Origin of the sequence: Mycobacterium sp. URHB0044, assembly GCF_000620625.1 — a bacterium.
In the GTDB taxonomy this organism is placed as follows: domain Bacteria; phylum Actinomycetota; class Actinomycetes; order Mycobacteriales; family Mycobacteriaceae; genus Mycobacterium.
The window spans coordinates 65,112-89,829 of the sequence record NZ_JIAW01000003.1; the positions used below are offsets into that span (position 1 = coordinate 65,112).

21 protein-coding genes are annotated in these 24,718 nt (G+C 68.2%); 8 read left to right on the forward strand and 13 right to left on the reverse strand.

The window, feature by feature from the left end:
* Positions 1 to 87 precede the first annotated feature (87 nt).
* Both N536_RS0107105 and N536_RS0107110 read left to right on the forward strand, forming a co-directional pair.
* Positions 88 to 1,227: an FAD-dependent monooxygenase gene (locus tag N536_RS0107105; RefSeq protein ID WP_029112983.1), complete on the forward strand. Its 1,140-nt coding sequence runs from the start codon at positions 88 to 90 to the stop codon at positions 1,225 to 1,227.
* Positions 1,228 to 1,258: 31 nt separating this feature from the next.
* Positions 1,259 to 2,089 carry a VOC family protein gene (locus tag N536_RS0107110; RefSeq protein ID WP_029112984.1) on the forward strand — a complete coding sequence of 277 codons (831 nt, stop codon included), beginning with the start codon at positions 1,259 to 1,261 and terminating at the stop codon, positions 2,087 to 2,089.
* 6 nt (positions 2,090 to 2,095) lie between these two features.
* Here the strand turns inward: N536_RS0107110 and N536_RS0107115 are convergent, their stop codons facing one another.
* The 4 genes from N536_RS0107115 to N536_RS0107130 all read right to left on the reverse strand — a co-directional run bounded on the left by N536_RS0107115 (position 2,096) and on the right by N536_RS0107130 (position 7,035).
* Positions 2,096 to 3,142 (reverse strand): cupin domain-containing protein, encoded by a 1,047-nt coding sequence (locus N536_RS0107115; RefSeq protein ID WP_029112985.1) that lies wholly within the window; start codon positions 3,140 to 3,142, stop codon positions 2,096 to 2,098.
* Positions 3,143 to 3,281: 139 nt separating this feature from the next.
* Positions 3,282 to 3,686 carry a hypothetical protein gene (locus N536_RS0107120; RefSeq protein ID WP_029112986.1) on the reverse strand — a complete coding sequence of 135 codons (405 nt, stop codon included), beginning with the start codon at positions 3,684 to 3,686 and terminating at the stop codon, positions 3,282 to 3,284.
* 44 nt (positions 3,687 to 3,730) lie between these two features.
* On the reverse strand, positions 3,731 to 5,344 hold the full coding sequence (locus N536_RS0107125; RefSeq protein WP_029112987.1) for an AMP-binding protein: 1,614 nt from the start codon (positions 5,342 to 5,344) through the stop codon (positions 3,731 to 3,733).
* A complete protein-coding gene (locus tag N536_RS0107130) occupies positions 5,341 to 7,035 on the reverse strand; it encodes an AMP-binding protein (protein WP_029112988.1) in 1,695 nt (564 codons plus the stop codon). The genes N536_RS0107125 and N536_RS0107130 overlap by 4 nt, the downstream gene beginning before the upstream one ends.
* 58 nt (positions 7,036 to 7,093) lie before the next feature.
* Between N536_RS0107130 and N536_RS0107135 the strand changes: the two genes are divergently transcribed.
* On the forward strand, positions 7,094 to 7,945 hold the full coding sequence (locus N536_RS0107135; RefSeq protein WP_081809114.1) for a LuxR C-terminal-related transcriptional regulator: 852 nt from the start codon (positions 7,094 to 7,096) through the stop codon (positions 7,943 to 7,945).
* Between the two features lie 528 nt (positions 7,946 to 8,473).
* On the opposite strand, the gene N536_RS0107140 is transcribed toward N536_RS0107135, so the two are convergent.
* The 6 genes from N536_RS0107140 to N536_RS0107165 all read right to left on the reverse strand — a co-directional run bounded on the left by N536_RS0107140 (position 8,474) and on the right by N536_RS0107165 (position 16,446).
* Complete coding sequence (locus tag N536_RS0107140) at positions 8,474 to 10,294, reverse strand: ABC transporter ATP-binding protein (protein ID WP_029112990.1); 1,821 nt, start codon at positions 10,292 to 10,294, stop codon at positions 8,474 to 8,476.
* A 28-nt stretch (positions 10,295 to 10,322) separates the two neighbouring features.
* Entirely contained in the window at positions 10,323 to 12,245 is a 1,923-nt protein-coding gene (locus N536_RS0107145; RefSeq protein ID WP_369798392.1) for an ABC transporter ATP-binding protein, read from the reverse strand.
* 118 nt (positions 12,246 to 12,363) lie between these two features.
* Positions 12,364 to 14,244 (reverse strand): ABC transporter ATP-binding protein, encoded by a 1,881-nt coding sequence (locus N536_RS0107150; RefSeq protein WP_029112992.1) that lies wholly within the window; start codon positions 14,242 to 14,244, stop codon positions 12,364 to 12,366.
* 108 nt (positions 14,245 to 14,352) lie between these two features.
* Complete coding sequence (locus N536_RS0107155; protein ID WP_029112993.1) at positions 14,353 to 14,898, reverse strand: chromate transporter; 546 nt, start codon at positions 14,896 to 14,898, stop codon at positions 14,353 to 14,355.
* A complete protein-coding gene (locus tag N536_RS0107160) occupies positions 14,895 to 15,464 on the reverse strand; it encodes a chromate transporter (protein WP_029112994.1) in 570 nt (189 codons plus the stop codon). The genes N536_RS0107155 and N536_RS0107160 overlap by 4 nt, the downstream gene beginning before the upstream one ends.
* Positions 15,457 to 16,446 carry a phosphatidylserine/phosphatidylglycerophosphate/cardiolipin synthase family protein gene (locus N536_RS0107165; RefSeq protein ID WP_029112995.1) on the reverse strand — a complete coding sequence of 330 codons (990 nt, stop codon included), beginning with the start codon at positions 16,444 to 16,446 and terminating at the stop codon, positions 15,457 to 15,459. Before N536_RS0107165 ends, N536_RS0107160 begins: the two co-directional genes overlap by 8 nt.
* A 125-nt stretch (positions 16,447 to 16,571) precedes the next feature.
* On the opposite strand from N536_RS0107165, the gene prrA reads away from it, so the two are divergent.
* Both prrA and N536_RS0107175 read left to right on the forward strand, forming a co-directional pair.
* Positions 16,572 to 17,273, forward strand: coding sequence for a two-component system response regulator PrrA (gene prrA, locus N536_RS0107170; protein ID WP_029112996.1), 702 nt, complete (start codon positions 16,572 to 16,574; stop codon positions 17,271 to 17,273).
* A 4-nt stretch (positions 17,274 to 17,277) separates the two neighbouring features.
* On the forward strand, positions 17,278 to 18,618 hold the full coding sequence (locus N536_RS0107175; protein ID WP_029112997.1) for a cell wall metabolism sensor histidine kinase WalK: 1,341 nt from the start codon (positions 17,278 to 17,280) through the stop codon (positions 18,616 to 18,618).
* Between the two features lie 98 nt (positions 18,619 to 18,716).
* On the opposite strand, the gene N536_RS42535 is transcribed toward N536_RS0107175, so the two are convergent.
* A complete protein-coding gene (locus N536_RS42535; protein WP_029112998.1) occupies positions 18,717 to 19,010 on the reverse strand; it encodes a BON domain-containing protein in 294 nt (97 codons plus the stop codon).
* 52 nt (positions 19,011 to 19,062) lie between these two features.
* On the opposite strand from N536_RS42535, the gene N536_RS43315 reads away from it, so the two are divergent.
* Positions 19,063 to 19,185 carry a hypothetical protein gene (locus N536_RS43315; RefSeq protein WP_255358409.1) on the forward strand — a complete coding sequence of 41 codons (123 nt, stop codon included), beginning with the start codon at positions 19,063 to 19,065 and terminating at the stop codon, positions 19,183 to 19,185.
* Positions 19,186 to 19,258: 73 nt separating this feature from the next.
* On the opposite strand, the gene N536_RS0107190 is transcribed toward N536_RS43315, so the two are convergent.
* Entirely contained in the window at positions 19,259 to 19,627 is a 369-nt protein-coding gene (locus N536_RS0107190) for an FKBP-type peptidyl-prolyl cis-trans isomerase (protein ID WP_036435817.1), read from the reverse strand.
* Between the two features lie 31 nt (positions 19,628 to 19,658).
* Between N536_RS0107190 and N536_RS0107195 the strand changes: the two genes are divergently transcribed.
* Together N536_RS0107195 and N536_RS0107200 are read left to right on the forward strand one after the other, a co-directional pair.
* Positions 19,659 to 19,907 (forward strand): DUF2630 family protein, encoded by a 249-nt coding sequence (locus tag N536_RS0107195; RefSeq protein WP_029113000.1) that lies wholly within the window; start codon positions 19,659 to 19,661, stop codon positions 19,905 to 19,907.
* A 36-nt stretch (positions 19,908 to 19,943) separates the two neighbouring features.
* Complete coding sequence (locus N536_RS0107200) at positions 19,944 to 21,506, forward strand: NAD(P)/FAD-dependent oxidoreductase (RefSeq protein ID WP_081809082.1); 1,563 nt, start codon at positions 19,944 to 19,946, stop codon at positions 21,504 to 21,506.
* On the opposite strand, the gene N536_RS0107205 is transcribed toward N536_RS0107200, so the two are convergent.
* Positions 21,503 to 24,658, reverse strand: a complete 3,156-nt coding sequence (locus N536_RS0107205; RefSeq protein WP_029113002.1) for an adenylate/guanylate cyclase domain-containing protein — start codon at positions 24,656 to 24,658, stop codon at positions 21,503 to 21,505. The genes N536_RS0107200 and N536_RS0107205 overlap by 4 nt on opposite strands.
* Between the last annotated feature and the right edge of the window lie 60 nt (positions 24,659 to 24,718).

Below are 24,718 nucleotides of genomic sequence, written 5' to 3' on the forward strand. Positions count from 1 at the left end.
CCAACAACTGTTGACTTTTCTACGGACACGGCGCACCATAGAAATGCCAACGCACGTTGGCAAAGAACTCACCAAGGGAGTCCGACCATGAACGACACCGACGTCCTCATCGTGGGAGCCGGCCCCACCGGCCTCACACTCGCCGCATCACTGCTGGTCCGGGGCGTGCACGCCACGATCGTCGACGGGCAGGCCGCCGGCGCCAACACGTCGCGCGCCGCCGCCATCAACGCCCGCACGCTCGAGGTCCTCGAAGGCCTCGACGTGTCCCGCCGGATGGTCAAGGAGGGCATCGCCGCGCCGCGGTTCACCATCCGCGACGGCAAGCGGTCGCTGATCCCGATTGACTTCAGCACGTTGCCGACCGCCTACCCGTACACCCTGACGCTGCCCCAGTGCGACACCGAACGACTGCTCCTGGACCGCCTCGTCGAACTCGGTGGCGAGGTGCTCAGGCCCAAGGTGCTGGCGTCGACCACACAAGACGCCGAGGGCGTGACGGCCATCTTCACCGACGGCGACACCATCCGCGCCCGCTACGTCGTCGGCGCCGACGGCGTGCACAGCACGGTGCGCGAGCAAGCCGGAATCGGGTTCGCCGGTGGCCAATACGAGGATTCCTTCGTGCTGGCCGACGTGCGCCTGACCGGTGAGGCCCCCACCGACGAGGTGATCCTGTTCTGGGCGAAGGCCGGGCTGACGGTCGTCGCGCCGTTGCCCGACGGCACGCACCGCGTCGTCGCGCCGGTCGACGACGCCCCGCAGGAGCCGACCGTCGAATTCATCCAGCAGATCCTCGACGACCGCGGCTTCGGCCCCGGCCGGACGACGGTCACCGAACTCACGTGGGGCTCGCGGTTCCGCATCCACCATCGCGTGGCCGACACCTACCGCGCCGGACGCATCCTGCTGGCCGGCGACGCCGCCCACGTGCACAGCCCCGCGGGCGGACAGGGCATGAACCTCGGCATCCAGGACGCGGTCGCGCTGGCCGACGCCCTGACCGCCGCGCTGGGCGGAGGTGCCGACAGCGTGCTCGACGACTACGCCGCCGCGCGCCGGCCGATCGCCCAGCAGGTGGTCGACCTGACCGATCGACTCACCCGGCTGGCGACGCTGCCGCGGGCGTTGCGGCCCATCCGCAACGTCGCCATGGGCGTGGCGGGACGCATCCCCGCGGTGCGGCGGGCCCTGGCGCAGCGGCTGTCCGGATTGGTGTACCGCTGAGCGTGTCGGTGCCGTGGGGAACGATGGCGTCGTGCCCGAGCCAAAGACCTATCCCCACGGCGTGCCCAGCTGGATCGACACCGTCACCCACGACCTCGACGACACGCGCCGGTTCTACGCCGGCCTCTTCGACTGGACGTTCACCGACGTCGGGCCCGCACCAGGGAGCTACCAGATCGCCACCATCGGTGGGCACGACGTCGCCGCCATCGCGTCGGCGGAGTCCGACGACGAGGCCGCCACGTGGCGCACGTACGTCGCCGTCGTCGATGCCGACACCACCGCCAAGGCCGTCGAAGCGGCCGGAGGCACCATCACCGTCGCACCCGTCGATGCGGGGCCCGGCGGCCGGCTGGCCGCATGCGTCGACCCCCGCGGAGGACAGTTCCGGCTGTGGCAAGCACGCCTGCGCCTCGGTGCACAGATCGTCAACGCGCCTGGCACGTGGAACTTCAGCGACCTGCTCACGTCGGACCCGACCGGCGCCGCCGCGTTCTATGCGCCGCTGTTTGGTTGGGAGATCGACGATGTCGGGTTCGCGACGGTGATCCGCAGGCCCGGCTACGGCGAACACCTCGCCTCGACCGTCGACCCCGGCATCAGGGAGCGGCAGTCCGCCATCGCGGCACCCCCGGGGTTCGAGGACGCCGTCGCCTGGCTGGCCGACGCCCCGGACGGCCAGCCCGACTTCTGGCGGGTGACCTTCGCCATCGCCGACCTGGACGCCTCCGCGGCCACCGCGGAGACCCTCGGCGCCACCATCCTCGCCACCGACGTCACCGAGTGGACGAAGACGGCGACCGTCCGGGACCCGCAGGGTGCGCAGTTCGTGCTGAGCCAGTTCACGCCGCCGACGGGCTAAAACACCCTATGCGTCAACGGGATTGATGCGGTCGACGATCAGCGGGTCGGCGGGGGTGAACGGGAAGTCGGGCAGGTCGTCGATGTGGGTGTTGAACGCCGCGGCCAACACCTTCCGCGAGTAGGCACTCGCCGAGGCGCGGTAGCCGATGTCGGCGGGGAAGGGCTGGTCGAAGAAGATGAGGAAGTGCCATGGATCGGTGCCGATGTTCTCGATGTGGTGCGGGTAGGCGCGAGGGATGAAGTACATGTCGCCGGTGGTCATGGTCCAGGTGTCGAGGGTGCCGTCGGGGTTCATGACGGTCATGCGGGCGTCACCGTGCTGGACGTAGCCCATCTCCGCAGTGACTGGATGCCAATGTGGTTCGCGCATACCGTCTTCGGTGACGCGCAGCGAGTACATCGAGATGTCCTTCAGCACCGGCCAGAACTGATCGCGGGCGAAGCGCGCGTTGCCGCTGACGTAGTTCAGCCCCGGCGCCTGGGCCTCGATGTCGAACTTGTGCGGGTCCTTGAAGTACGCCGCCGCCGGGATGTCGGGGGCGCCGATCCGGGCGGCGAGTTTGTGGTCGGTGGTGTCGCGGCGGATCTTGGACAAGTCGGACGCGGGCAGGTCGTAGGTGTTGCCAAGCACGGCATCGGAGAAGGCACCGAGCGTCGCACCGAACCCGAAGTCCTCTGGCCGCTCGTTGCGGAAGGCGATGATGAACTCCGCGACGTCGTCGCCGATGTTCTCGATGTGGTGCAGTGAGCCGGACTCGGCGTGGAACATCTGCCCCGCCGTGACGATGAACGTGGAGAACTTGCTGCCGTTGTCGAGGATCGAGACCAGCGCCGTTCCCGACACGCAGTAGGTAAGTTCGTTGGCGTTGGCATGCCAGTGCGGGGTGCGCATCGCGCCGGGGTTCAGCAGCACCCGCTTGATGGACAGGCCCTTGAGGATCGGCAGGTTGTCGGCGGTGACGCGTCGCATTGAGCCGAGGTCGGATTCCTCGACGATCTCGCCGTCGTGCAGTGACGTGGTGTGAGTGCTACGTGTGATGGACGTGGTCATGATCGTCTCCTTCGGTGTCTCCGCTGAGTGTCTGTCACCGGCGCCGAACCGGCGGGCATGACGAGTACTTTCGTCGAGAAAACTGCCGCCGTCGTCAACGCTGGCGGCACCATCGCCTACCGGCTAGCCCCCAGAAGCGCTACGGAACGAGGCTGACCGCGCGCCCCCGGGTATGGACCAAGAGCACCGCGGTGGCCACCACGGCTTCGAATAGCGACACCGCGGTCGCGACCGTCATCAGCGTGGAGGTGGGGATTGTCGCGGCGACGTCGACCACGCCAGCGTGGTGATGGCCAGGCGCCGACCAGTGCACCGCGACCATGCCGAGGTTCATCACCGCGACGACGCACCAGGCCCGTGTCGAGCTCGTCTTCCAGAGGTCGCGCGCGCAGTAGAGGCATGCGGCCGCCATTGCGATGACGAGCACCACCAGGACGGCGCTGTTCGTGCGGCCGAGCATCAGCCCGTGCACCACCGCCGAACCGACGGCGACCAGCGCGAACGCCCGTCTACCGACGACGGCGGAGCTGGTCGCGGTGGACATCGTTCAACTCTGACACCGGTGTGACGGCGGCGCCACCGGTGTGGTCACAGGCCGAGCAGCCGGACGGTGTGCTCGCGCATCTCGACCTTGCGAACCTTGCCGGTGACGGTCATCGGGAACTCGTCGACGACGTGGACGTAGCGCGGAATCTTGTAGTGCGCCAGCTTGCCTGCCGCGAAGGCGCGCACGGCCTCGACGTCGAGCGGCTCGGTGCCCGGCTTCATCCGGATCCAGGCGCAGACCTCCTCGCCGTACTTCTCGTCGGGAACGCCGATCACTTGCGCATCCTCGATGTCGGGGTGGGTGTAGAGGAACTCCTCGATCTCGCGCGGGTAGACGTTCTCGCCACCGCGGATCACCATGTCCTTGATCCGGCCGACGATGTTGCAGTAGCCGTCCTCCCGCATGACGGCCAGGTCGCCGGTGTGCATCCAGCCCTCGGAATCGATTGCCTCCGAGGTCTTCTCGTCGTCCTGCCAGTACCCGAGCATCACGGAGTAACCGCGGGTGCAGAATTCGCCGGGTTCGCCGCGCTCGACCACGACACCCGTTGCGGGGTCGACGATCTTGATCTCGACGTGCGGGTGTGCCCGGCCGATCGACGACGTACGCCGGTCCAGGTCGTCGTCGATCAGGGTCTGACAGGACACCGGCGACGTCTCCGTCATGCCGTAGGCGATGGCGACCTCGGTCATGTGCATGTCCTCGACACAGTGCTTCATCACCTCGACCGGGCAGACGGCGCCCGCCATGATTCCGGTGCGCAGCGACGACAGGTCACGGTCGGCGAACTTGGGGTGATTCTGCATGGCGATGAACATGGTCGGCACGCCGTACACGGCGGTGCACCGCTCCTGCTCGATCGCGGCGAGCGTCAAGCCCGGATCGAAGCCGGGCGCGGGGATTACCATCGTCGCGCCGTGCGAGGTGCAGCCGAGGTTGCCCATCACCATGCCGAAGCAGTGGTAGAACGGCACCGGAATGCACAACCGGTCACCGCGGCCGAGGTTGATGAGCTCGGTCGTGAAGAATCCGTTGTTGAGAATGTTGCGGTGCGACAACGTGGCACCCTTCGGGAAACCCGTTGTACCGGAAGTGTATTGGATGTTGATCGGCTCGGTGCTGGTCAGGCTGGCGAGACGGTCGGCCAGCGCGTCGGCCGGCACCTCGTCGGCCCGCGCCCGCAGCGCGGCCCAGTCGTCGGTGCCGAAGAAGACGACGTCGGTCAGGCCGGGCACCTCGGCGCGCACGGCGTCGACCATGGCCACGTAGTCGGAGTTCTTGAACGCGGTGGCCGCGAACAGCATGCGCGTGCCGGACTGGTTGAGCACGTAGGCGAGTTCGTGCGTGCGGTAGGCAGGGTTGACGTTGACCAGAATCGCGCCGATCTTGGCCGCCGCGTACTGGGTGATGGTCCACTCGGCGCAGTTCGGCGCCCAGATCCCCACCCGGTCGCCCTTGTCGATGCCGAGAGCCAACAAACCCCGTGCGACGACGTCGATCTCGGCGTTGACCTGTGCGTAGGTGAAGCGCACACCCTGGGCGAGGTCGACGAGCGCTTCGTCGTCCGGGTACCGCGCGGCGGTCCGTTCGAAGTTCGCGCCGATGGTCTCCTCGAGGATCGGCGCGTCCGTCGGGCCTGCGTCGTAGGACTTCATCCGTTCACCAGATCCTCGTAGCGGTACTCGGTCGCGATCGGCGTGCCGGCGGCGTGCGCGTCCTCTTCGCGCCCGCGCAGCTCGACGCGGCGGATCTTGCCCGAGATGGTCTTCGGCAGCTCGTAGAACTCGACGCGACGCACCTTCAGGTACGGCGCGAGATGGTCGCGGGCGTATTCCATGATCGCCTTGGCGGTTTCGCCGTCGGGATTCCAGCCGTCGGCCAGCGCGACGTAGGCCTTGGGCACCGACAACCGCGTGACGTCCGGTTGCGGCACCACCGCCGCCTCGACGACGGCGGGATGCTCGATGAGCACGCTCTCCAGCTCGAACGGCGACACCTTGTAGTCGGAGCACTTGAACACGTCGTCGGTGCGGCCGATGTAGGTGATGTAGCCGTCGTCGTCGCGCTGGGCGACGTCGCCGGTGTGGTAGTAGCCGCCCGCCATCACCGCCTCGTTGCGCTCGGGATCGGCGAGGTAGCCGGTCATCAGATTGACGGGGTTGGCTTGCACGTCAAGGCATATCTCGCCTTCGTCACCGGGCTGCCCGCTGACCGGGTCGATCAGCACCACGGGAACGCCGGGCATGGGCCGTCCCATCGACCCTGGCTTCACCGGCTGGCCGGGCGTGTTGCCGACCTGCAGCGTGGTCTCGGTCTGGCCGAACCCGTCGCGGATCGTCAGGCCCCACGCCCGTTCCACCTGAGCGATGACGTCGGGATTGAGCGGCTCACCGGCTCCGAGGATTTCGCGCAACCCTTCAGGCTTCGGGCCCAGGTCGGATTGAATCAGCATGCGCCACACCGTCGGTGGCGCACAGAACGTGTTGACGCCGGCCCGACGGATCTGATGCAACAGGGCCGCGGCGTCGAATCGGCGGTAGTTGTAGACGAAGATCGTCGCCTCGGCGATCCACGGCGCGAAGAAGCAACTCCACGCGTGCTTCGCCCAGCCCGGCGAGCTGATCGCCAGGTGTACGTCGCCGGGGCGCACGCCGATCCACGCCATCGTCGACAGGTGGCCCACCGGATAGCTCACCTGGGAGTGCTCCACCAGCTTCGGCTTGCTCGTCGTGCCCGACGTGAAGTAGATCAACATCGAATCGTCGACGGTGGTGCACGCGTCGAACCGGCCCGTTGGGGCGACGGCGTAGGCAGCCGAGTACGAGTGCCATCCGTCGACGGGGTGGCCGACGACGATGCGGCCGTAGTCGCCGGCGACGTCGTCGAACTTGGCGGTGTCCTCGTCGTTGGCGATGACGAACTTGGCACCACCGCGGTCGATGCGGTCGGAGAGGTCGGCTGGGCCCAGCGCACCGGTGGTCGGCATGATGACGGCGCCCAGCTTGGCGACCCCGAGCATCGATTCCCACAGCTCGACCTGGTTGCCGAGCATCAGGATGACGCGGTCGCCCTTGCCGACGCCGAGCCCCGCGAGCCACGTCGCGACCCGGTCGGAGCCTTCGGCCATCTCCGCGAAACTGACCTTCTGTTCGGCGCCGTCTTCCTCGACGATCCAGAGCGCCGTGCGGTCGTTGTCCCTGGCAATGACGTCGAACCAATCGGTGGCCCAGTTGAAGGTGCCGCGTAGCTGCGGCCAGGCGAAGGCATCGACCGCCTTCTCGTAGTCGCCGATCAGGTCGACAAGCTGGTCGCGCGCGGTGCGATACAGATCGGTGTTACTAGCCATGCCCGTAGGATCTACGTCACAGTAACTCGTCCGCTACCCCCGAAAGAGGGTGTTCGCCGTGTCCGCCTCGCTGCTGCGCCCGCGCGACGGTGATGCATTGCGGGCCGAACTCCGCCAGGTCGCGGATGCCACCGGGCTGCCACTGGCGTTCGGCGGCGAGGTGCACGGCGACACGTTGCTGCTCACGGAGTTCTTCGGCGCCCGCACGGGCGGCATGCGCGGGTTGGCGGTCCGGCCGAGCGCCGGGCTCGGTGGGGCGACGATGGTCGCCGGGCGGCCGATGGCGGTCGCCGACTACCGCCATGCCGCCACGATCACGCATGACTACGACGGGCCCGTGGTCGAGGAGGGCATCCGGTCGATCCTCGCGGTGCCGGTGGTGGTCGACGGCCGGGCGCGTGCGGTGCTCTACGGTGCGTACCGCGCTTCCGCTCCGATCGGCGGCAGGGCTGCCGACGCGATGCTGGCCTCGGCGCGGCGCCTGGGACACGAGTTGCGGGTGCGCGACGAGGTCGATCGGCGGATGCGGCTGCGGGAGGCGCAGTTGGCGAACTTCGCCGACGCGGTGGCCAATCCCGAGCAGATCCGCGAGGTGCACGCCGAACTTCGCCGCCTGGCGGCGGAGCCCGACGCCGCGCCGGCGATACGTGGCCAATTGCGCGAGCTGGCCGACCGGCTTGCGGGCGCCCTCGATGGCGATGGCCGGCCGGAGTCGGCACCACTGACGGCGCGCGAACTCGACGTGCTCTCGCAGGTTGCGCTCGGCTGCACGAACGCCGAAGCTGCCCAACGTCTTTCGCTGCGGCCAGAGACGGTGAAGAGCTACCTGCGCAGCGCGGCTACCAAGCTGGGCGCCCGGTCCCGTCATGAGGCAGTGAGCAAGGCGCGCCGGTCGCGACTGCTGCCGTAACGCACCGCCTCTCGTCCAACCTCCCGCTCCGCCCGTACCGCACCCTCCCCTGCCACCTATCCCGCGCCGCACCCTCCCCTGCCACCTATCCCGCACCGCACCCTCCCCTACCTCGTCGAAACTGCTGTCAGATCGTGAGTTTCGGACTTTTTGCGGTCTCACAGCAGTCTCGACGGAGCGGGCGGCGAACGACGAGCCTAACCCACGCTGGCTCAACCACTATTGAATTTGCCCACCTACGAGCGACTTTCGTCGATCACTGCCCACGCGCTCCTACCCAGTGGCCCGAAAGTCGCTCGTAGGTGGGCAAATAACGCAACCTATATTCCGGAGGCAGGTGGTGCGCATGTTGTCCACAATGTCCTCTGCGCACCTCGAAACTGCTGTGAGATCGCAATTTTCGCACTTTTTGCGATCTGACAGCAGTCTCGGCGCGGAGGTGTGGGGTGCGGCGGCCCGGGCATGGGCGCTGGCGCGGACGGCAGGCTGGGGCGGGGGTGCCAGCGCGGGCCGGGCGAGCACCGCCCCTCAGGCCAGGGAATCCACCCAGGCTCGGTGCAGGGCGGCGTACCTGCCGTCGCTGCGAATCAACTCGTCGGGCGGGCCGTCCTCGACGATCTGGCCGTGCTCGAGGACCAGCACCCGGTCGGCGATCTGGACCGTCGACAACCGGTGCGCGATCACCACCGCGGTGCGGTCGGCCAGCACGGTCGCGAGCGCCCGCTGTACCAGCCGCTCGCTGGGGATGTCCAACGACGACGTGGCCTCGTCGAGGATCAGCACCGCAGGGTCGGCGAGGAACGCGCGCGCGAACGCAATCAACTGCCGCTGCCCTGCCGACAGTCGGCCGCCGCGCTTGGCCACGTCCGTCTCGTACCCGTCGGCGAGCGTGTCGATGAACCGGTCCACGCCCACCGCCGTGGCAGCCGCCCGCACCTCGGCGTCCGTCGCATCGGGACGGCCGAACCGGATGTTGTCGGCGATGGTGCCCTCGAACATGAAGTTCTCCTGCGTCACCATCACCACGTGGTGACGCAGATCGGCCTGCGAGAGATCGCGGAGGTCGACGCCATCGAGCGTCACCGAGCCCGCAACGGGGTCGTAGAACCGGGCGATCAGCTTGGCGATCGTGGTCTTGCCCGCCCCCGTGGTGCCGACCAGTGCCACGGTCTGGCCCGCCGGTATTTCCAGGTGCAGATCGGGCAGCACCGGCCGGCCGGGTTGGTAGGAGAAGTCCACGTGATGAAAGCCGATGTCGCCCTTCACGTTCTGCAACTGCACCGGGTGCGGCGGATCCTGGATGCCGGGCTCCTCGGCCAGCACGCCCGCGATCTTCTCCAGCGCCGCGGCCGCGGACTGGAAGGTGTTGAAGAACTGCGAGATCTCCTGCATCGGCTCGAAGAAGATCCGCAGGTACAACAGGAACGCCGTCAGCGTGCCCAGCGTCATCTCGCCCTGCAGCACCCGATAGCCGCCGTACAGCAGCACCACTCCGGTGGTGATGTTGCCGACCAGCCGGACCCCCGGCATGAAGACCGCGAGCAACTTGAAGGCCCGCTCGTTGATGGTCTTGTACTGGTCGGCGACGTCTTCGAAGATCTCCTGGTTGCGCGGCTCCCGGCGGTACGCCTGAACCGCCTTGATGCCCGTCATGGTCTCGACGAACTGCACGATCACCAGCGCGGCGCTCTCGCGCACCTTCTTGTACGTCTTCGACGACTGCGCGCGGAACCACCACACCAGCAGCACCAGGACGGGGAAGGCGCACAGGCACATCAGGCCCAGCCGGACGTCGAGCACGACGAGCAGCACCGCCGTGCCGCACAGCGTCAGGATCGCGGTGATGAGACCGTCGAACCCGGTCTGCAGCATGTCCTGGATGGCCTCGACGTCGTTGGTCGAACGGGCGACCACCCGGCCGGACGTGTAGCGGTCGTGGAACGCGACGTCGAGACGCTGGAAGTGCCGGAACAGCCTACGGCGCAACTCGAGAAGCACCTTCTGGCCGATCCGTCCGGACCGGCGCAGGAAGAACATCCGGCTGGTGGCCTGAATCAATACGACACCGCACAGCGCCGCGACGATCGTCAGCAGCTCGCGGGACGAGTGGCCCTCCACGATGGGCGGGATGCCGTGGTCGATCCCGCGCTGTACGAGCAGCGGTACGGACAGCCGCGCGGCGTTCTCCGCCACCACGACGATCGCCAACAGCGCGACCGTGGTGACGTAGGGCCGCAGCAGTGAACCCAACAGCGAGCGGGCCTCGCGGCGGCGCGAGACCGATTCGTCGATGGGCAGGTCGTCGTCGTCATTGGTGACGGCGCGGCCGCGCCAGTCCGTCGTCGTCATGACCGTTTGCTCTTCGCGCAGGCGCTCATCATCGGCGTTCCGCCGCTTCCCGCTCGCGGCCGTCCTCGTGGGCCTCGGCCGCCTCGCGCTCCAGGTATAGGCGATCCAGACGGTTGCGGTCTTCGTCCTGCGCCCAGTCGCAGCTGCGCTCCACGTCCTCGTCGAGGTCGTCGTCGGCGGCCAGCAGGTAGCGGTACTCCGGTGCGGTGGCGAGCAATTCGGCATGGGTGCCGACGTGCGTGATGGTGCCGGCTTCGAGCAGAGCCACCCGATCGGCGAGCAACACCGTCGAGGCGCGGTTGGCAATCACCACTCCGGTCAGCGACCCCAGCACCCGGCGCAGCGCCTCGGTGACGACAGCCTCGGTGTGCACGTCGAGCGCCGAAAGGGTGTCGTCGAGCACCAGGATCGACGGACCCGCCAGCAGCGCGCGTGCCAGCGCGAGGCGCTGCCGCTGCCCGCCGGACAGGCTCATGCCCTGCTCGCCGATGCGGGTGTCCAGGCCGAACGGCAATTCGTAGACGAAGTCGGCCGCGGCGACCTCGACGGCCTCTGCGAGCTGCTCGTCGGTGGCGTCGGGCCGGCCCAGCCGCAGGTTCTCGGCCACCGACATCGAGAACAAGGTCGGATCCTCGAACGCCGTCGCAACGGCCTGCCGCAGCGCGGGCAGCGACAAGTCGCGGATGTCGCGGCCGTCGATGAGGATGCGGCCCTCGGTGACGTCGTAGAGCCGCGACAGCAGCGACGCCAGCACCGACTTGCCCGAGCCCGTCGACCCGACCAGGGCCAGCGTCTCGCCGGGCTCCACGGTGACGCTGAGATGCCGAAGCGCCCAGTCGTCCTGTGCGGCGTCTGGGAACCGGAAGCCGACGTCGATCAGCTCCAACCGCCCGCCGCGCGGCGTCTCGGCCGTCGGCCCGTCGGTGATCTCGCGCGGCGCGTCGAAGATCTCGGCGACGCGGTTGGCCGCCGTCATCGACTCCTGCGTCATCGACAGCAGGAAGCCCAGCGACGCGATGGGCCACACCAGCGACAGCATCATCGTGATGAACGCGACGAGCGTGCCCATGGTGACCAGGCCGTTGCCCGCCGCGTAGGCGCCGACGCCCAGCACGATGATCAACGTGAGGTTCGGGATGACCTCGAGCAGCGTCCAGAAGTTCGCGGACACGCCGACCTTGCTGACCTCGGTGTCGAACAGCTTGGTGGCGCGCTCGTCGAACCGTTGATAGGCGTACTCCTCGCGGCCGAACGCCTTGACCACGCGCAGCCCGAGCGCCTGCTCCTCCACGTGGGTCGCGACGTTGCCGGACTGGTCCTGGGCGGCGCGGGAGAGCTTGGTGAACTGGCGCTGGAAGTGCAGCACGGTCGCGGTGATCGGCACGATCGACACCACCACCACGACGCCGAGCGGCCAGTACATCGCCAACAGGATGCCGGTCACCACGACGATCTGGATGACGTTGAGCAGCAGGAAGAGCAGCCCGAATGACAGAAACTGGCGGATGGTGCTCAGATCGTTCATCACCCGGGAGAGCAGCTGGCCGGACTGCCACTTGCCGTGGAAGGACATCGGCAGGATCTGCAGGCGCGCGTAGAGGTCCTTGCGGATGTCGGCCTCGACGCCCATGGTGGCCCGGGCCACCAACCAACGCCGGATGAACCACAGCACCGCCTCGGAGACGAGGAGCGCGGTGGCGGCGGTGCCGAGGACCCACAACTGTTGCTGATTCTGCTGCCGGACCGGACCGTCGATCACAGCCTTGGTCATCAGTGGGATCGTGACGGTGGCGGCGAGGCTCAGCAGCGCCGCGACGAGCATGGCGGCCCACCGCGCCCGGTACGGCTTCAGGTACGGCAGCAGCCGCAGGATGTCCGACGACGCCCTGATCCGCCGCGGCGGCGGCGCGATGGCCGGCACGGAGCGAAGCCCCGACTCGTCAGCGCGCATCGATTCACCCATCAACTCTTGTCTATCCCACACCTACGACATCGACCCCGTCGACGCGTCGCCACCGAAAACCCCCGGCTTCAAGGTTCCCACGGCGGACAACCGAATAACGATCACGTCAGGCCGCGACCGTGTCGTCCCGGAACTGCGTTTCGTACAGCTCGGCGTAACGCCCGCGGCGGCCCAGCAGCTGTGCGTGGGTTCCCCGTTCGACGATACGGCCGTCCTCGACGACCAGGATCAGGTCGGCGGCGCGGATCGTCGACAGCCGGTGGGCGATGACGATCGACGTCCGGCCCTCCAGCGCCTCGGCCAGCGCCTGCTGCACCGCCGCCTCCGACTCGGAGTCCAGCGACGCAGTGGCCTCGTCGAGTACGACGACGCGCGACCGGCCCAGCAACAGCCGCGCGATGGTCAGGCGTTGACGCTGACCGCCGGACAGCCGGTAACCGCGCTCGCCGACGACGGTGTCCAACCCGTCGGGCATGTCCTCGACCACGTCGGCGAGGCGGGCGCGCCGCAGCGCGTCCCACAACTGGTCGTCGTCGGCATCCGGCGCCGCAAGGGTCAGATTCGACCGGATCGACTCGTGGAACAGGTGACCGTCCTGGGTGACGACACCGACCGTCTCCTTCAACGACGCGAACGTCACGTCGCGCACATCGGCCCCGGCAAGCCGGACCGCACCCGAGTCGACGTCGTACAGCCGCGCCACCAACGACGCGATCGTCGACTTGCCCGCACCCGAGGAACCCACCAACGCCACCATCTGCCCGGCGGGCGCGGTGAACGAAACACCGTGCAGCACTTCGTCGCCGCCGCGATCGTCGAGCACCGCGACCTCCTCCAGCGAGGCCAGCGACACCTTGTCCGCCGACGGATAGCCGAAGCGGACGTCGTCGAACTCGACGGTGACCGGACCGTCGGGCACCGGCACCGCGCCGGCCCGCTCGCGGATCAGCGGCGTCAGGTCGAGCACCTCGAACACCCGCTCGAAACTCACCAGCGCACTGGCGATTTCGACGTGCGCGTTGGCCAGCGCCGTCAGCGGCGCGTAGAGCCGGGTCAGCAGCAGCGCCAGCGAGACGATCGCACCGGCCTCCAGATGGCCGCCGATCGCCAGCACGCCGCCAAGCCCGTACACCAGCGCCAGGGCGAGCGCCGACATCAACGTCAACGAGTTCATGAAGGTGGACTGCAGCATCGCCGATCGGACGCCGATGTCGCGGACCCGGTCCGCGCGCACCGCGAATTCGTCGGACTCCCGGACCGGATCGCCGAACAGCTTGACGAGCGTCGCGCCGGGCGCCGAAAAGCGTTCCGTCATCTGGGTATTCATCGTCGCGTTGTAGATCGCACTCTCGCGGCTGAGCTTCGCCATGGTGCGCCCGATCCGGCGCGCGGGCAGCAGGAACAGCGGGGTCAGCAACAGCGACAGCGCGGTGATCTGCCACGAGATGCTCAGCATCACGCCGAGCGTCAGGGCCAGCGTGACGAGGTTGCCCACCACGCCGGACAGGGTGTCGGAGAACGCGCGCTGGGCGCCGATGACGTCATTGCCGAGCCGGCTGACGAGGGCGCCGGTGCGGGTCCTGGTGAAGAACGCCACCGGCATGCGCTGCACGTGGTCGAAGACGGCGGTGCGCAGGTCCAGGATGAGGCCCTCGCCGATGTTCGACGACAGCCAGCGGGTCAGCAGTCCGACCGCGGTTTCGGCCAGCGCCACGACGGCGATGATCGACGCGATGACCACGACGGTGGACGCCGGGCCGCCGTGCACGATGGCGTCGACCACCCGGCCGGCAAGCACCGGTGTGGACACCGCAAGCAGCGCGCCCACCACGCTGACCGCGACGAATCCGCCCAGCCGCCGATGGTGGCGCGCCGAGAAGCGCCAGATCCGCTTCAGCAGCTCGCGGTTGGCGAGCGAGCGCAGGTTGCCGCCATTCGCTCGTGTCTGCCGGTACAGCGTCTGACGCGCGACCGTTTCCAAGTTCATGTAATCACCGTAAAACCTCAACAATGGATGAGGTCAATTCACTCCCCCCGGGCGATCTGTGGAGTTTCGGCGGCGGTTAGCGCGGCTAAAACTCCACAAATCGCAGGGTCAGACGATGCCGAAGTACCCGATCACCCCCGCCGCGACCACGATCAGCAGCGGGTTGAGCTTGGTGAACACGAAGATCAGCGTGCAGATCCCGGTCAGCGTGTAGGCCCGCCAGTCGTGGTCGGCGGCGCGGCTCATCACCAGCGACGTGGCCAGGATGAGCCCAACGGTCAGCGGCGCGAAGCCCCTCTCGACGGCGATCCGCCACTTGGAGTCCTGCGCCCGCTGCCAGAACTGCGTGATGACGTACACCAGCGACGCCGCCGGGATCACCATGGCGGCCGTCGCGATCACCCCGCCAAGAATGGCGCCGGGCACTCCCCCGACCGGCAGGCCCGCGGCGTACCCGACCATGGCGACGATCAGGATGCTCGGGCCCGGCGCCGTCTGGGAGATGGAGAAGACGTCGGCGAACTGGCTGTCGGTCAGCCAGCGGTGGTCGTGCACCGCGCGCAGGTGCATCTCGGGAAGGACTGCGTTGCCGCCGCCGATCGACAGCAGGGACAGCGTGCCGAATAGCGCGATGATCTGCAGATACGTGCTCACGCCTTGGCCTCGCGGCGGGGCCACGCCCAGATCAGGCTGAGCGGCGCGAGGACCGCCAGTGTGCCGAGCAGCGGCCACCGCAGCAGGCCGTTGAGCACGAACGCGCCCGCGAACAGCGCGATCGGCACCAGCCCGGTGAGGCACTTCTGGCCGGTCTTGATCACCATCGCGACGGTCAGTGCGACGGCCGCAGCCGACGCTCCGTGCAGGACGCCCTTGACCGCGGGCACCTCCTTGAAGCGGAAGTACAAGTAGGCCATCACCAGCACGAACACCAGCGGCATGACGCACAGCCCGACCACGGCCGCGACGGCACCGGGGATGGCCCGCATCTTGGTGCCGACGAACACGGCCATGTTGACCTGATTGGCGCCGGGGAGGATCCGGCACATCGTCATCGCGGAAAGGAACTCCTCCTCACCCATCCACTGCTTCTCGACGACGAGCACCTCGCGCGACCACGCCGACAGCCCACCGCCGAACGAGGCCAGCGCGATGTGGTTGAACGTCCACGCCAGTTCGAACAATGAGACTTCCCCCGACTTGGTAGCCGGGACTTCACTCATGACGCAGTTCGTGGTCGTGCGGGAAGTCGTCCTCGTGGTGCGTTGACGGGTCGAGCGGATCCGGCGCGTGGTACTGGTGCGAGAGTTCCCAGTCCTCGTCGAAGACCGACTTGAGGCGCGCGACGACGGCCGGTTCGGTGACCTCGAGACCGAGCTCGCGACGCAGGTCGAAGGCACTGCGGTCGATGTTCATGGAGCCGACCAGTGCCCGTTCGTCGTCGACGATCAGCAACTTGGCGTGCACCCGGAGGTTCTTCTGCTTGTGCACCTTGACGCCCAACCGGCCCAAGGTGCGCAGCGACGCGAAGGTGTCGAGCACGTCCACGTCGCTGATGCCGTGTCTGCCGCCGCACAGCACGTGCACCTTCACACCGCGTTGGGAGGCCGCCGCGAGATGGTCGAGGATCACCGCGTCGACGTACTTGGGGTGCTGGACGTCGAGGCGGTGCGTGGCGGTATCGATGAACTGGGCCATGTGAAACCGCGAGTTGGAATTGCTCCACAGCAGGCCCTCGTACACCGATGGCACCCAGTCGACGTGGTTCCAGTCGGCGTTGAAGACCTCGACGATCTGCGCCACGTGACACGGGTCTTGGGTGATGACGCCGTAGTCGCGCGTAAGGGTGAAGTACTTCTCGCACAGGTTGAACGTCGCGACCAGCGCTGCCTTCTCGTCGACCACGATCGACTTCTCGTGCGTAACGTAGAACTTCGGATTCGCCCACTGCACCGTGATGCCGGCGTTGGTGAACCGTTCGTAGGTCTCGTCGTTGGCGCGGTCGCCGCCCGACCGTGCGGCGTTGAGCATGACCCGCACGTCGACGCCCGCCTGCCGTCGCCCGATGACCGCGTCGATGAGGTCTTCCGAGGTGAAGGTGAACTGCTTGAGGAACAGTGACTGCTGCGCCGATTCGATGAACTCCCGGACCGGCCCCAGGCCGTCGTCGGGTTGGACGATCAGGCGGGGACCGTTGGGCTGCACGACTGACGAAGTTAGCACTGGTGACGGCGGTTTGGGCGGGACGCGACGTGAACTCTCGCAGACGGTAGAGCAGCGCAGTCCCGCGCCTAACACGCCCGGAGACGGTCATCGGGCAAGATGACCCTATGGACAGCGGAGGAGCGTCACCCCGGGTGCTCGTGGTGGACGACGATCCCGACGTGCTCGCGTCGTTGGAGCGCGGGCTTCGGCTATCCGGATTCGACGTGTCCACCGCCGTCGACGGCGCCGAGGCGCTGCGCAGTGCCACCGAGACGCGGCCCGACGCGATCGTCCTCGACATCAACATGCCCGTGCTCGACGGCGTCAGCGTGGTGACCGCGTTGCGCGCGATGGACAACGACGTGCCGGTCTGCGTGCTGTCGGCGCGTAGTTCGGTCGACGACCGCGTCGCGGGCCTCGAGGCAGGCGCCGACGACTATCTGGTCAAGCCGTTCGTGCTGGCCGAGTTGGTGGCGCGGGTGAAGGCGCTGCTGCGCCGGCGCGGCGCCACCGCGACGTTCTCGTCGGAGACCATCAACGTCGGGCCGCTGGAGGTCGACATCCCCGGCAGGCGCGCCCGCGTCAACGGCGTCGACGTCGACCTGACCAAGCGCGAATTCGATCTGCTCGCCGTGCTCGCCGAACACAAGACCGCGGTGCTGTCTCGCGCCCAGTTGCTCGAGCTGGTCTGGGGCTACGACTTCGCCGCCGACACCAACGTGGTCGACGTGTTCATCGGCTACCTGCGCCGCAAGCTCGAGGCCAACGGCGCGCCTCGCCTCCTGCATACCGTTCGCGGCGTGGGATTCGTCCTCCGAACTCAGTGATGCCGTGAATCTGCTGTCGCGGTTCCTGCGGCGCACACCGTCGCTGAGGACCCGCGTCGCGTTCGCCACGGCCATCGCGGCGGCGATCGTCGTCGGCATCGTCGGCACCATCGTCTGGGTCGGCATCACCAACGACCGCAAGGAGCGGCTGGACCGTCGCCTCGACGAGGCCGCCGGTTTCGCGATCCCGTTCCTGCCGCGCGGTCTCGACGAGATCCCGAAGTCGCCCAACGACCACGACGCCGTCATCACCGTGCGCAAGGACGGGGACGTCACGTCGAATTCGGACGTGATCCTGCCCGAGCTGCCCGCCGGGTACGCGGACACCGTCGTCAACGGGGTGCGCTACCGCGTGCGGACGGTGGAGATCCGGGTCCCGGAACCGATGCAGGTTGCCGTCGGCGCGACCTACGACGCCACGATCGCCGACACCAACAACCTGCACCGGCGGGTGATCATCATCTGCTCGTTCGCCATCGGCGCGGCGACCGTGGCCGGCTGGCTGCTGGCCGCGTTCGCGGTGCGCCCGTTGAAGCGGCTCGCGCAGCAGACGAGGGCGATCGACGTGGGAGGTGAGGCGCCCGACGTCGAGGTGCGCGGCGCCACCGAGGCCGTCGAGATCGGCGAGGCCCTCAACGGCATGGTGCAGCGCATCTGGGAGGAGCAGGACCGCACCAAGGCCGCGCTCGCGTCGGCACGCGACTTCGCCGCGGTGTCGTCGCACGAATTGCGCACCCCGCTCACCGCGATGCGAACGAACCTCGAGGTGCTGGCCACGCTCGACATGCCCGAGGAGCAACGCAAGGAAGTGCTCGGCGACGTCATCAGGACGCAGTCGCGCATCGAGGCCACCTTGACGGCGCTCGAGCGGCTCGCCCAGGGCCAGCTGTCCACGTCCGACGACCACGTGCCCGTCGACATCACCGAGTTGCTCGACCGCGCCGCGCACGACGCAATGCGGGTCTACCCCGACCTGGACGTCTCGCTGGCGCCCGCGCCGACGGTCATCATCCTCGGCTTGCCCACCGGGTTGCGGCTAGCCGTCGACAACGCGATCGCCAACGCGGTGAAGCACGGAGGCGCGACCCGGGTGCAGTTGTCTGCAGTCAGTTCGCGGGCGGGCGTGGAGATCGCGATCGACGACGACGGTGTCGGCGTTCCCGAGGAAGAGCGCACGGTGGTGTTCGACCGGTTCAGCAGGGGGTCGACGGCGTCGCACTCCGGGTCGGGGCTCGGCCTCGCACTCGTTGCCCAGCAAGCCGAATTGCACGGTGGCACGGCGTCGTTGGAGCACGGCCCGCTCGGTGGTGCCCGGTTGCTGCTGCGGCTTCCGGGCCCGTCGTAGCGGGGCTTCCCCGTCGGTCAGTGTGCGGTTTCGTACGCCTGCACGGCGAGTCGCGTACGAATTCGCACGGTCACCGGGAGTTCGAATCCCGTTTTCGGTCAGCGCGGAGGCGGCGTCGTCGCCGAGGCGTTGACCCGAATCTCGTTGACCACCTTGACGTTCGGCCACTCCTGCGCCGCGGTCGATGCGGCAGCGGCCTTGACGTCCTCGGACGGGGCGGTACCGGTCAACGTGATCACGCCACGCTCGAGTTTCAGGCCGAAGCCGGTGATCTCCACTGCGGTGCTGAACACGCCGCCCAGCGCGGCGAGGTCGGGCGCCTGGGCGCCGGGAACGACCCTGAAGTCGTCGACGATCTCGGCCCCGGGCAACGCCGACCTGAGCGCGTCCACGAACGACGCCTTCGTCGCCTCGTCGGGAAGGTCACCGGCGAGCCTGAAGCCGTTGCCGGTACGGAAGATCGAGAACGGTGCGTACGCCGAGGCGGGTGGGTTCGTCGTCGTCGTGGTCGTCGTCGTGGTGGCCGACGTGCTGGACGGCGCGGCGTCGTTCGCCGGCCCGCCCTGACCGCCACACCCGGTCAGCGCGAAGAGCCCGACGAGGACGAGCGCCAGCAGCCCGGTACGCAGTTCGTGGCCAGTCAGCGGACGTCGAGCAGATCGATGACGAAGATCAGCGTCTTGCCCGACAACCGGTGCCCCGAGCCCGCGGCACCGTAGGCCTGAGCCGGCGGGATGACCAGCTTGCGTCGCCCACCGACCTTCATGCCCGGGATGCCGTCCTGCCAGCCCTGGATCAGGCCGCGCAGCGGAAACTCAATCGACTCGCCGCGGTTCCACGAGCTGTCGAATTCCTCGCCCGTGTCGTACTCGACACCGACGTAGTGCACCTTGACGGTGCCGCCGGGCACCGCCTCGGCGCCGTCGCCGACCGTGACGTCCTCGATCAGCAAGTCAGCGGGTGCGGGACCATCGGGAAATTCGATCTCGGGTTTCTTGTCGCTCGCCACGTCCCACACCGTAGTCGGGCAGACTGGTCGGGTGGACAAGGACCATGACATTCTCGCCCAGGTCAATCAGCTCGTCGCCGAGGAGCAGCAGCTTCGCGACAAGGTGCAGCACGGCGACATCGATGAAACCGAGGAGCATCGCCGGTTGCGCGCCGTCGAGGTTCAGCTCGACCAGTGCTGGGACCTGCTGCGGCAGCGCCGGGCCCTGCGTGAGACGGGTCAGGACCCCGATCAGGCGCAGGTACGCCCGCCCGATCAGGTCGAGGGCTACCTGAACTGACGCAGTGACATCCCCCGTCGCTTCGCTCGCCCCGCCGTGACGTCCGACGATCGCTTCGACGTCGTCATCGTCGGTGGCGGCCACAACGGACTGGTGGCCGCCGCGTACCTGGCGCGAGCCGGTAGGCGGGTCCGACTACTCGAGCGCCTCGGCCACGTCGGCGGCGCAGCGGTGTCGGCGCATGCGTTCGACGGGGTCGACGCGCGGCTGTCGCGCTACTCGTATCTGGTCAGCCTGCTGCCGCGACGCATCCTCGACGACCTCGGGGCGCGGGTTCGGCTGGCCCCCCGCCGCCATTCGTCGTACACGCCGGATCCCGCGACCGCCGGCGCGACCGGCCTGCTGGTTGGGCCGCACAGCACCTTCGACGCCGTCGGAGCGGCCGCCGACCAGGCGGGTTTCGACGAGTTCTACCGGCGCTGCCGCGCCGTGACCGAGCGGTTGTGGCCGACGCTGACCGAGCCGTTGCGGACCCGGCACGACGCGCGGGCCCAGGTGCTGTCAGGCGGTGACCAGGACGCCGCGACGGCCTGGCAGCAGCTTTTCGCCGACCCGATCGGTGCCGCGATCACCGGCGCCGTCGGCAGTGATCTGGTTCGTGGCGTGATGGCCACCGATGCGCTGATCGGCACGTTCGCCCGCACCGACGATCCGTCGCTGCGACAGAACGTCTGCTTTCTCTACCACCTGGTGGGCGGAGGCACCGGCGACTGGGACGTCCCGATCGGCGGCATGGGCGCGGTGAGTGGCGCGTTGGCCGGGGCGGCGTTCAGCCATGGCGCCGAGATCGTCACGGGTGCCGACGTCCAGGCGATCAGTCCCGACGGTGACGTGACCTACCTCCACGACGGCACCCAGCGACGGATCCACGGGCGGACGGTGCTCGCCGGGGTCACACCGACGGTGCTGGCGCGACTGCTCGGAGAACCGGAGCCGCAGCAGGCTCCGGGCGCACAAGTCAAGGTGAACCTGATGCTGCGCCGGCTACCGCGCCTGCGTGACCAATCCGTCAGTGCCGAAGAGGCTTTCGGCGGTACGTTCCACATCAACGAGAACCTCAGCCAGCTCGACGCCGCGTACGACCGGGCGTCAGCCGGCGGCGTGCCCGACCCGCTGCCGTGTGAGATCTACTGCCATTCCCTGAGCGATCCGACCATCCTGTCCGACGACCTACGGGCGACCGGCGCTCAGACTCTCACGGTGTTCGGTCTGCACACCCCCCACCAACTGCTGACCGGAGCCGATCCCGACGTCATGCGCACCAGACTGACCGACGCAGTGCTGGCATCGCTGGATTCCGTTCTCGCCGAGCCCATTCGGGACGTAGTGATGAACGACGCCCACGGCCGGCCCTGCATCGAGGCCAAGACCACCGCGGATCTGGAGGAGGCGCTCGGCATGACGGCGGGCAACATCTTCCACGGCGCGCTGCGCTGGCCGTTCGCCGAGGACGACGAACCCTTGGAGACGGCGGCCCAGCGCTGGGGCGTCGCCACCCGACACAATGCGATCTTGTTGTGCGGCTCCGGATCTCGCCGGGGCGGGGCGGTGTCTGGCATCGGCGGCCACAACGCCGCGATGGCCGTGCTCGAGGGCTAGGCCATCGCCTTGGCCAACGCCACGTGGCCCTCGAAGCCGAGATCGGTGGCCATGGCGCGGTAGCGATCCGCATACTGCCGGTAACCCGTGTCGTCACCGCAAGCCAGAGCGACCGTGGCCCGCATCCGCAGCAGCCCAACCTCGCATAGCGGCAGACCCCTGACGGGCGAGTGCGCCAGTCGTTCGATCGCGCATCGCGCCTCTGCGACGTCACCTTCCTCGCCGCGGCCCAGCAGGGTATCGGTCAGAATGCCGGCGCATACGACGCCGTAACCGAACTGCCGGTTGGTGAAGACGGTATCGACCGACGCGCGCATGATCGGAATCGCGCCATCGGCGTCGCCCTGGCGCGCACGCTCGCGCGCGAGGTAGAGATCGATCATCGGCAGTTCCGTCGCGAAGAACTGTCCCGTCAAACACATTTCACGGGCCTTCACGAGGTAGCGAAGTCCGCGTTCCCGGTCGGTGTCGCTCTCGATCAGGACCGCACCAAAGATGTAGCGGGTGAGGACCACCGCGGTGTGATCACCGGACTTCACGGCGATTTGCAGTGCCTCCTCCAGGTCGGCAACCGTCGTGGCGTCGGGCTCGAGAACGTGGTTGACGACGGGACCGGCGTACCGGTACACGGCGGCGCGGGCGAACGTCAGCCCGTCGGTGGCCCGCGCCATCGCGAGGGCATCGTCGAGATCGGTTCGCCAGCCGGGGATTCCGAGCCAGTATCGGGCGTAGCCGCGGAAGAGGATCGACAACGACAACGGCGAGCCGACGATGTAGTTGCCCATCGTGGAATCGCCCGCGGCGAGGTCGATCGCGCGTTGGGCCCACCGCAGAAGTTCGGTGATCTGGCCGGCTTCCTGACAGATCACCATCGCGCCGAACGCCATGCCCACGATGAGTTGGGGATCCCCGATCGCCTCCAGGAGACCGATCTGCTCGGTCGCCAATCGGTCGGCCTCGACGGCGCGGCCGTGCAGCATGCACTCCGTGATCTGACCGAGCATGGCCATGGCCAGCGACCGCTTGTCGTCAGCGGCTGTGCACAGCTGACGGAGCTCCTCGAACCCGGAGTGTGAGACGTTGGCCGCCGTCCGGTATGCGGTGGCGCACAGCAGCGTTCGAGGGGCGATGCGCATAGCCATTCGATTCGGGTCGTCGGTGGGCAACGCATCGGCGACGCCGCGCGCGCGGGACCAACTGGTGCGGGCGGCGATGATGTCCCTGCTGATCGACCAGCCCCCGGCACGCATGTGCCAGCCGTAGGCGGCATGGGCGTCGCCGGCCGCCTGTAGGTGCCCGGCGATCAGAGCGGCGTTCTCGTCGGCTGACTCCGGATGGCGCGTTGCGATCGAGGACCCGAGCCGGCGATGCAGGTCCGCGCGGTCGGCCTTGAGCTGTGACTCGTAGGCCACCGCACGGATGAGCGGATGGTGAAATACGTACTCGGCGGGCTGGGTCGACTTCACCCGGTCGATCAGATCCGCCCCGACCAGTTCGTCGACGACGGGAGTGACGCCGAGAGCTTCGAGCAGCTCGGGGTCGAACCGAGATCCGATCACGGCGGCGGCGTTGAGCGTGCGCTTGCAGGCCGGGGTGAGACGGTCGATGCGGGCCGCGATGGTCGCCTGCAGGGTCGGTGGGACGGTGACCTCGGCGACGCCGTGGTCGCGGACGTACGAGCCACGCTCGCCGCGAAGCACGCCCTGCTCGACGAGGTCGCGGACCAATTCCTCGGCGAAGAAGGGGTTGCCAGCCGCGCGGTCGCCGATGGTGCCGGCAAGCGCAGCGACGGACGGATCGGTGCCCAATTGTTCGGTGATCAACGTCGCCGAATCCGACGCGTTCAGCGGCGCGAGTTCCAGCGTTTGAGCACCGGCGACGGCCCGCAATGCCCCGTCGTACTCGGGACGGTAGGTCACGATCACCAACGTCGGGGTCGCCGGTATCACCGACGCGAAGTCCGCCAGCATCGATTCGCTGACTTCGTCGATCCAGTGCGCGTCCTCGATGACGTAGACAGCAGGCGTTTCCCTCCTGAGCAATGCGGCGTTGATCAACGCTGTCAGTCGCCTGCGGCGCGCATCCGGATCCACCTTGGGCGTCGCAACGTCCGGGTCGGCGACACCCAGCAGGTCGTGCAGCATGAGCAAGTCGTGCGAGTCCGCCTCGGGGAACAACGTCTGGAGCCACGCCCGTGCCGTCTCGTCGTCGGCTTCTTTGACGCCGGTGCCCGCCCGCAACAACTGGCCTGCTGCATGGAACGGCACGTCGCGGACGTGCGATTCGCAGAACGCACTGAAGACGTCGATGCCCGCGGAGACTGCGGTCGCGACCACTTCGCGGACCACGCGGCTCTTGCCCATTCCGGCGGGTCCGACGATGCCGACCACCCCACCGTGGCCGTCGATGGCGCGGCCCAGCATTCCCTCCACGGCCGTCATCTCTTGCTGGCGGCCGACGAGGCTCAGCTCGCCGTGGTGGCGCATACCGGAGTTCGGGGTGAGCGCGAACAGGCGTCGCGCCAGAACCGGATCGGTGCGGCCCTTGATCAGCACCGGCTCGCGGTCGCCCAGTTCGGTGACGTCTCGAACCAGATGCGCCGTCGACTCGGACACCATCACACCGCCGGGCGGAGCGGCGGCTTCCATCCGCTGCGCCATCCCCACCTGCTCTCCGATTGCGGTGTACGACTTTGGGCGAGAACCGATTTCACCGGCAATCACTCGGCCGGAGTTCAGCCCGACGCGCACGGCGAACGTCGCACCGTCGCGTTTGGCGACCTCCTGCGCCAACTGCGCCACCCCGAGTTGAATGCTCAACGCCGCCCGGCATGCGCGTACCGCGTGATCCTCGAGTGCAATTGGCGCCCCGAACACCGCCATCACGCCGTCCCCGGTGAACTTGTCGACCGTGCCGCCGTAGCGTCGGACGATGTCGGAGCACGTCTCGAAGAAGGCCACCATGACGTCGCGCAGCCGCTCCGCCCCCAATTCCGCCGCGATGTCCATGGATCTGACGACGTCAGCGAACAGCACGGTCACTTGCTTGTACTCGGCGGCGTTCGCGGCTGAGCCAAGGGGCCCGCCGCACGCGTCACAGAACCGAGCACCCTCGCGCGGTGCCGTGCCGCATACCGCGCACGCAGTCGTCACCGTCTCCGACCCCCCGCCAGCGGGCTGATCCGTCCAAGGATAGGTCAGAACGACCCAATA

Bases quoted from the DNA above. Each gene is read 5' to 3' on its own strand.
- prrA (WP_029112996.1), top strand. From the start codon at position 16,572: ATGGACAGCGGAGGAGCGTCACCCCGGGTGCTCGTGGTGGACGACGAT.
- N536_RS0107160 (WP_029112994.1), bottom strand. From the start codon at position 15,464: ATGAGTGAAGTCCCGGCTACCAAGTCGGGGGAAGTCTCATTGTTCGAA.
- N536_RS0107130 (WP_029112988.1), bottom strand. From the start codon at position 7,035: ATGGCTAGTAACACCGATCTGTATCGCACCGCGCGCGACCAGCTTGTC.
- N536_RS0107115 (WP_029112985.1), bottom strand. From the start codon at position 3,142: ATGACCACGTCCATCACACGTAGCACTCACACCACGTCACTGCACGAC.
- N536_RS0107105 (WP_029112983.1), top strand. From the start codon at position 88: ATGAACGACACCGACGTCCTCATCGTGGGAGCCGGCCCCACCGGCCTC.
- N536_RS0107125 (WP_029112987.1), bottom strand. From the start codon at position 5,344: ATGAAGTCCTACGACGCAGGCCCGACGGACGCGCCGATCCTCGAGGAG.
- N536_RS0107120 (WP_029112986.1), bottom strand. From the start codon at position 3,686: ATGTCCACCGCGACCAGCTCCGCCGTCGTCGGTAGACGGGCGTTCGCG.
- N536_RS0107145 (WP_369798392.1), bottom strand. From the start codon at position 12,245: ATGCGCGCTGACGAGTCGGGGCTTCGCTCCGTGCCGGCCATCGCGCCG.
- N536_RS0107150 (WP_029112992.1), bottom strand. From the start codon at position 14,244: ATGAACTTGGAAACGGTCGCGCGTCAGACGCTGTACCGGCAGACACGA.
- N536_RS0107140 (WP_029112990.1), bottom strand. From the start codon at position 10,294: ATGACGACGACGGACTGGCGCGGCCGCGCCGTCACCAATGACGACGAC.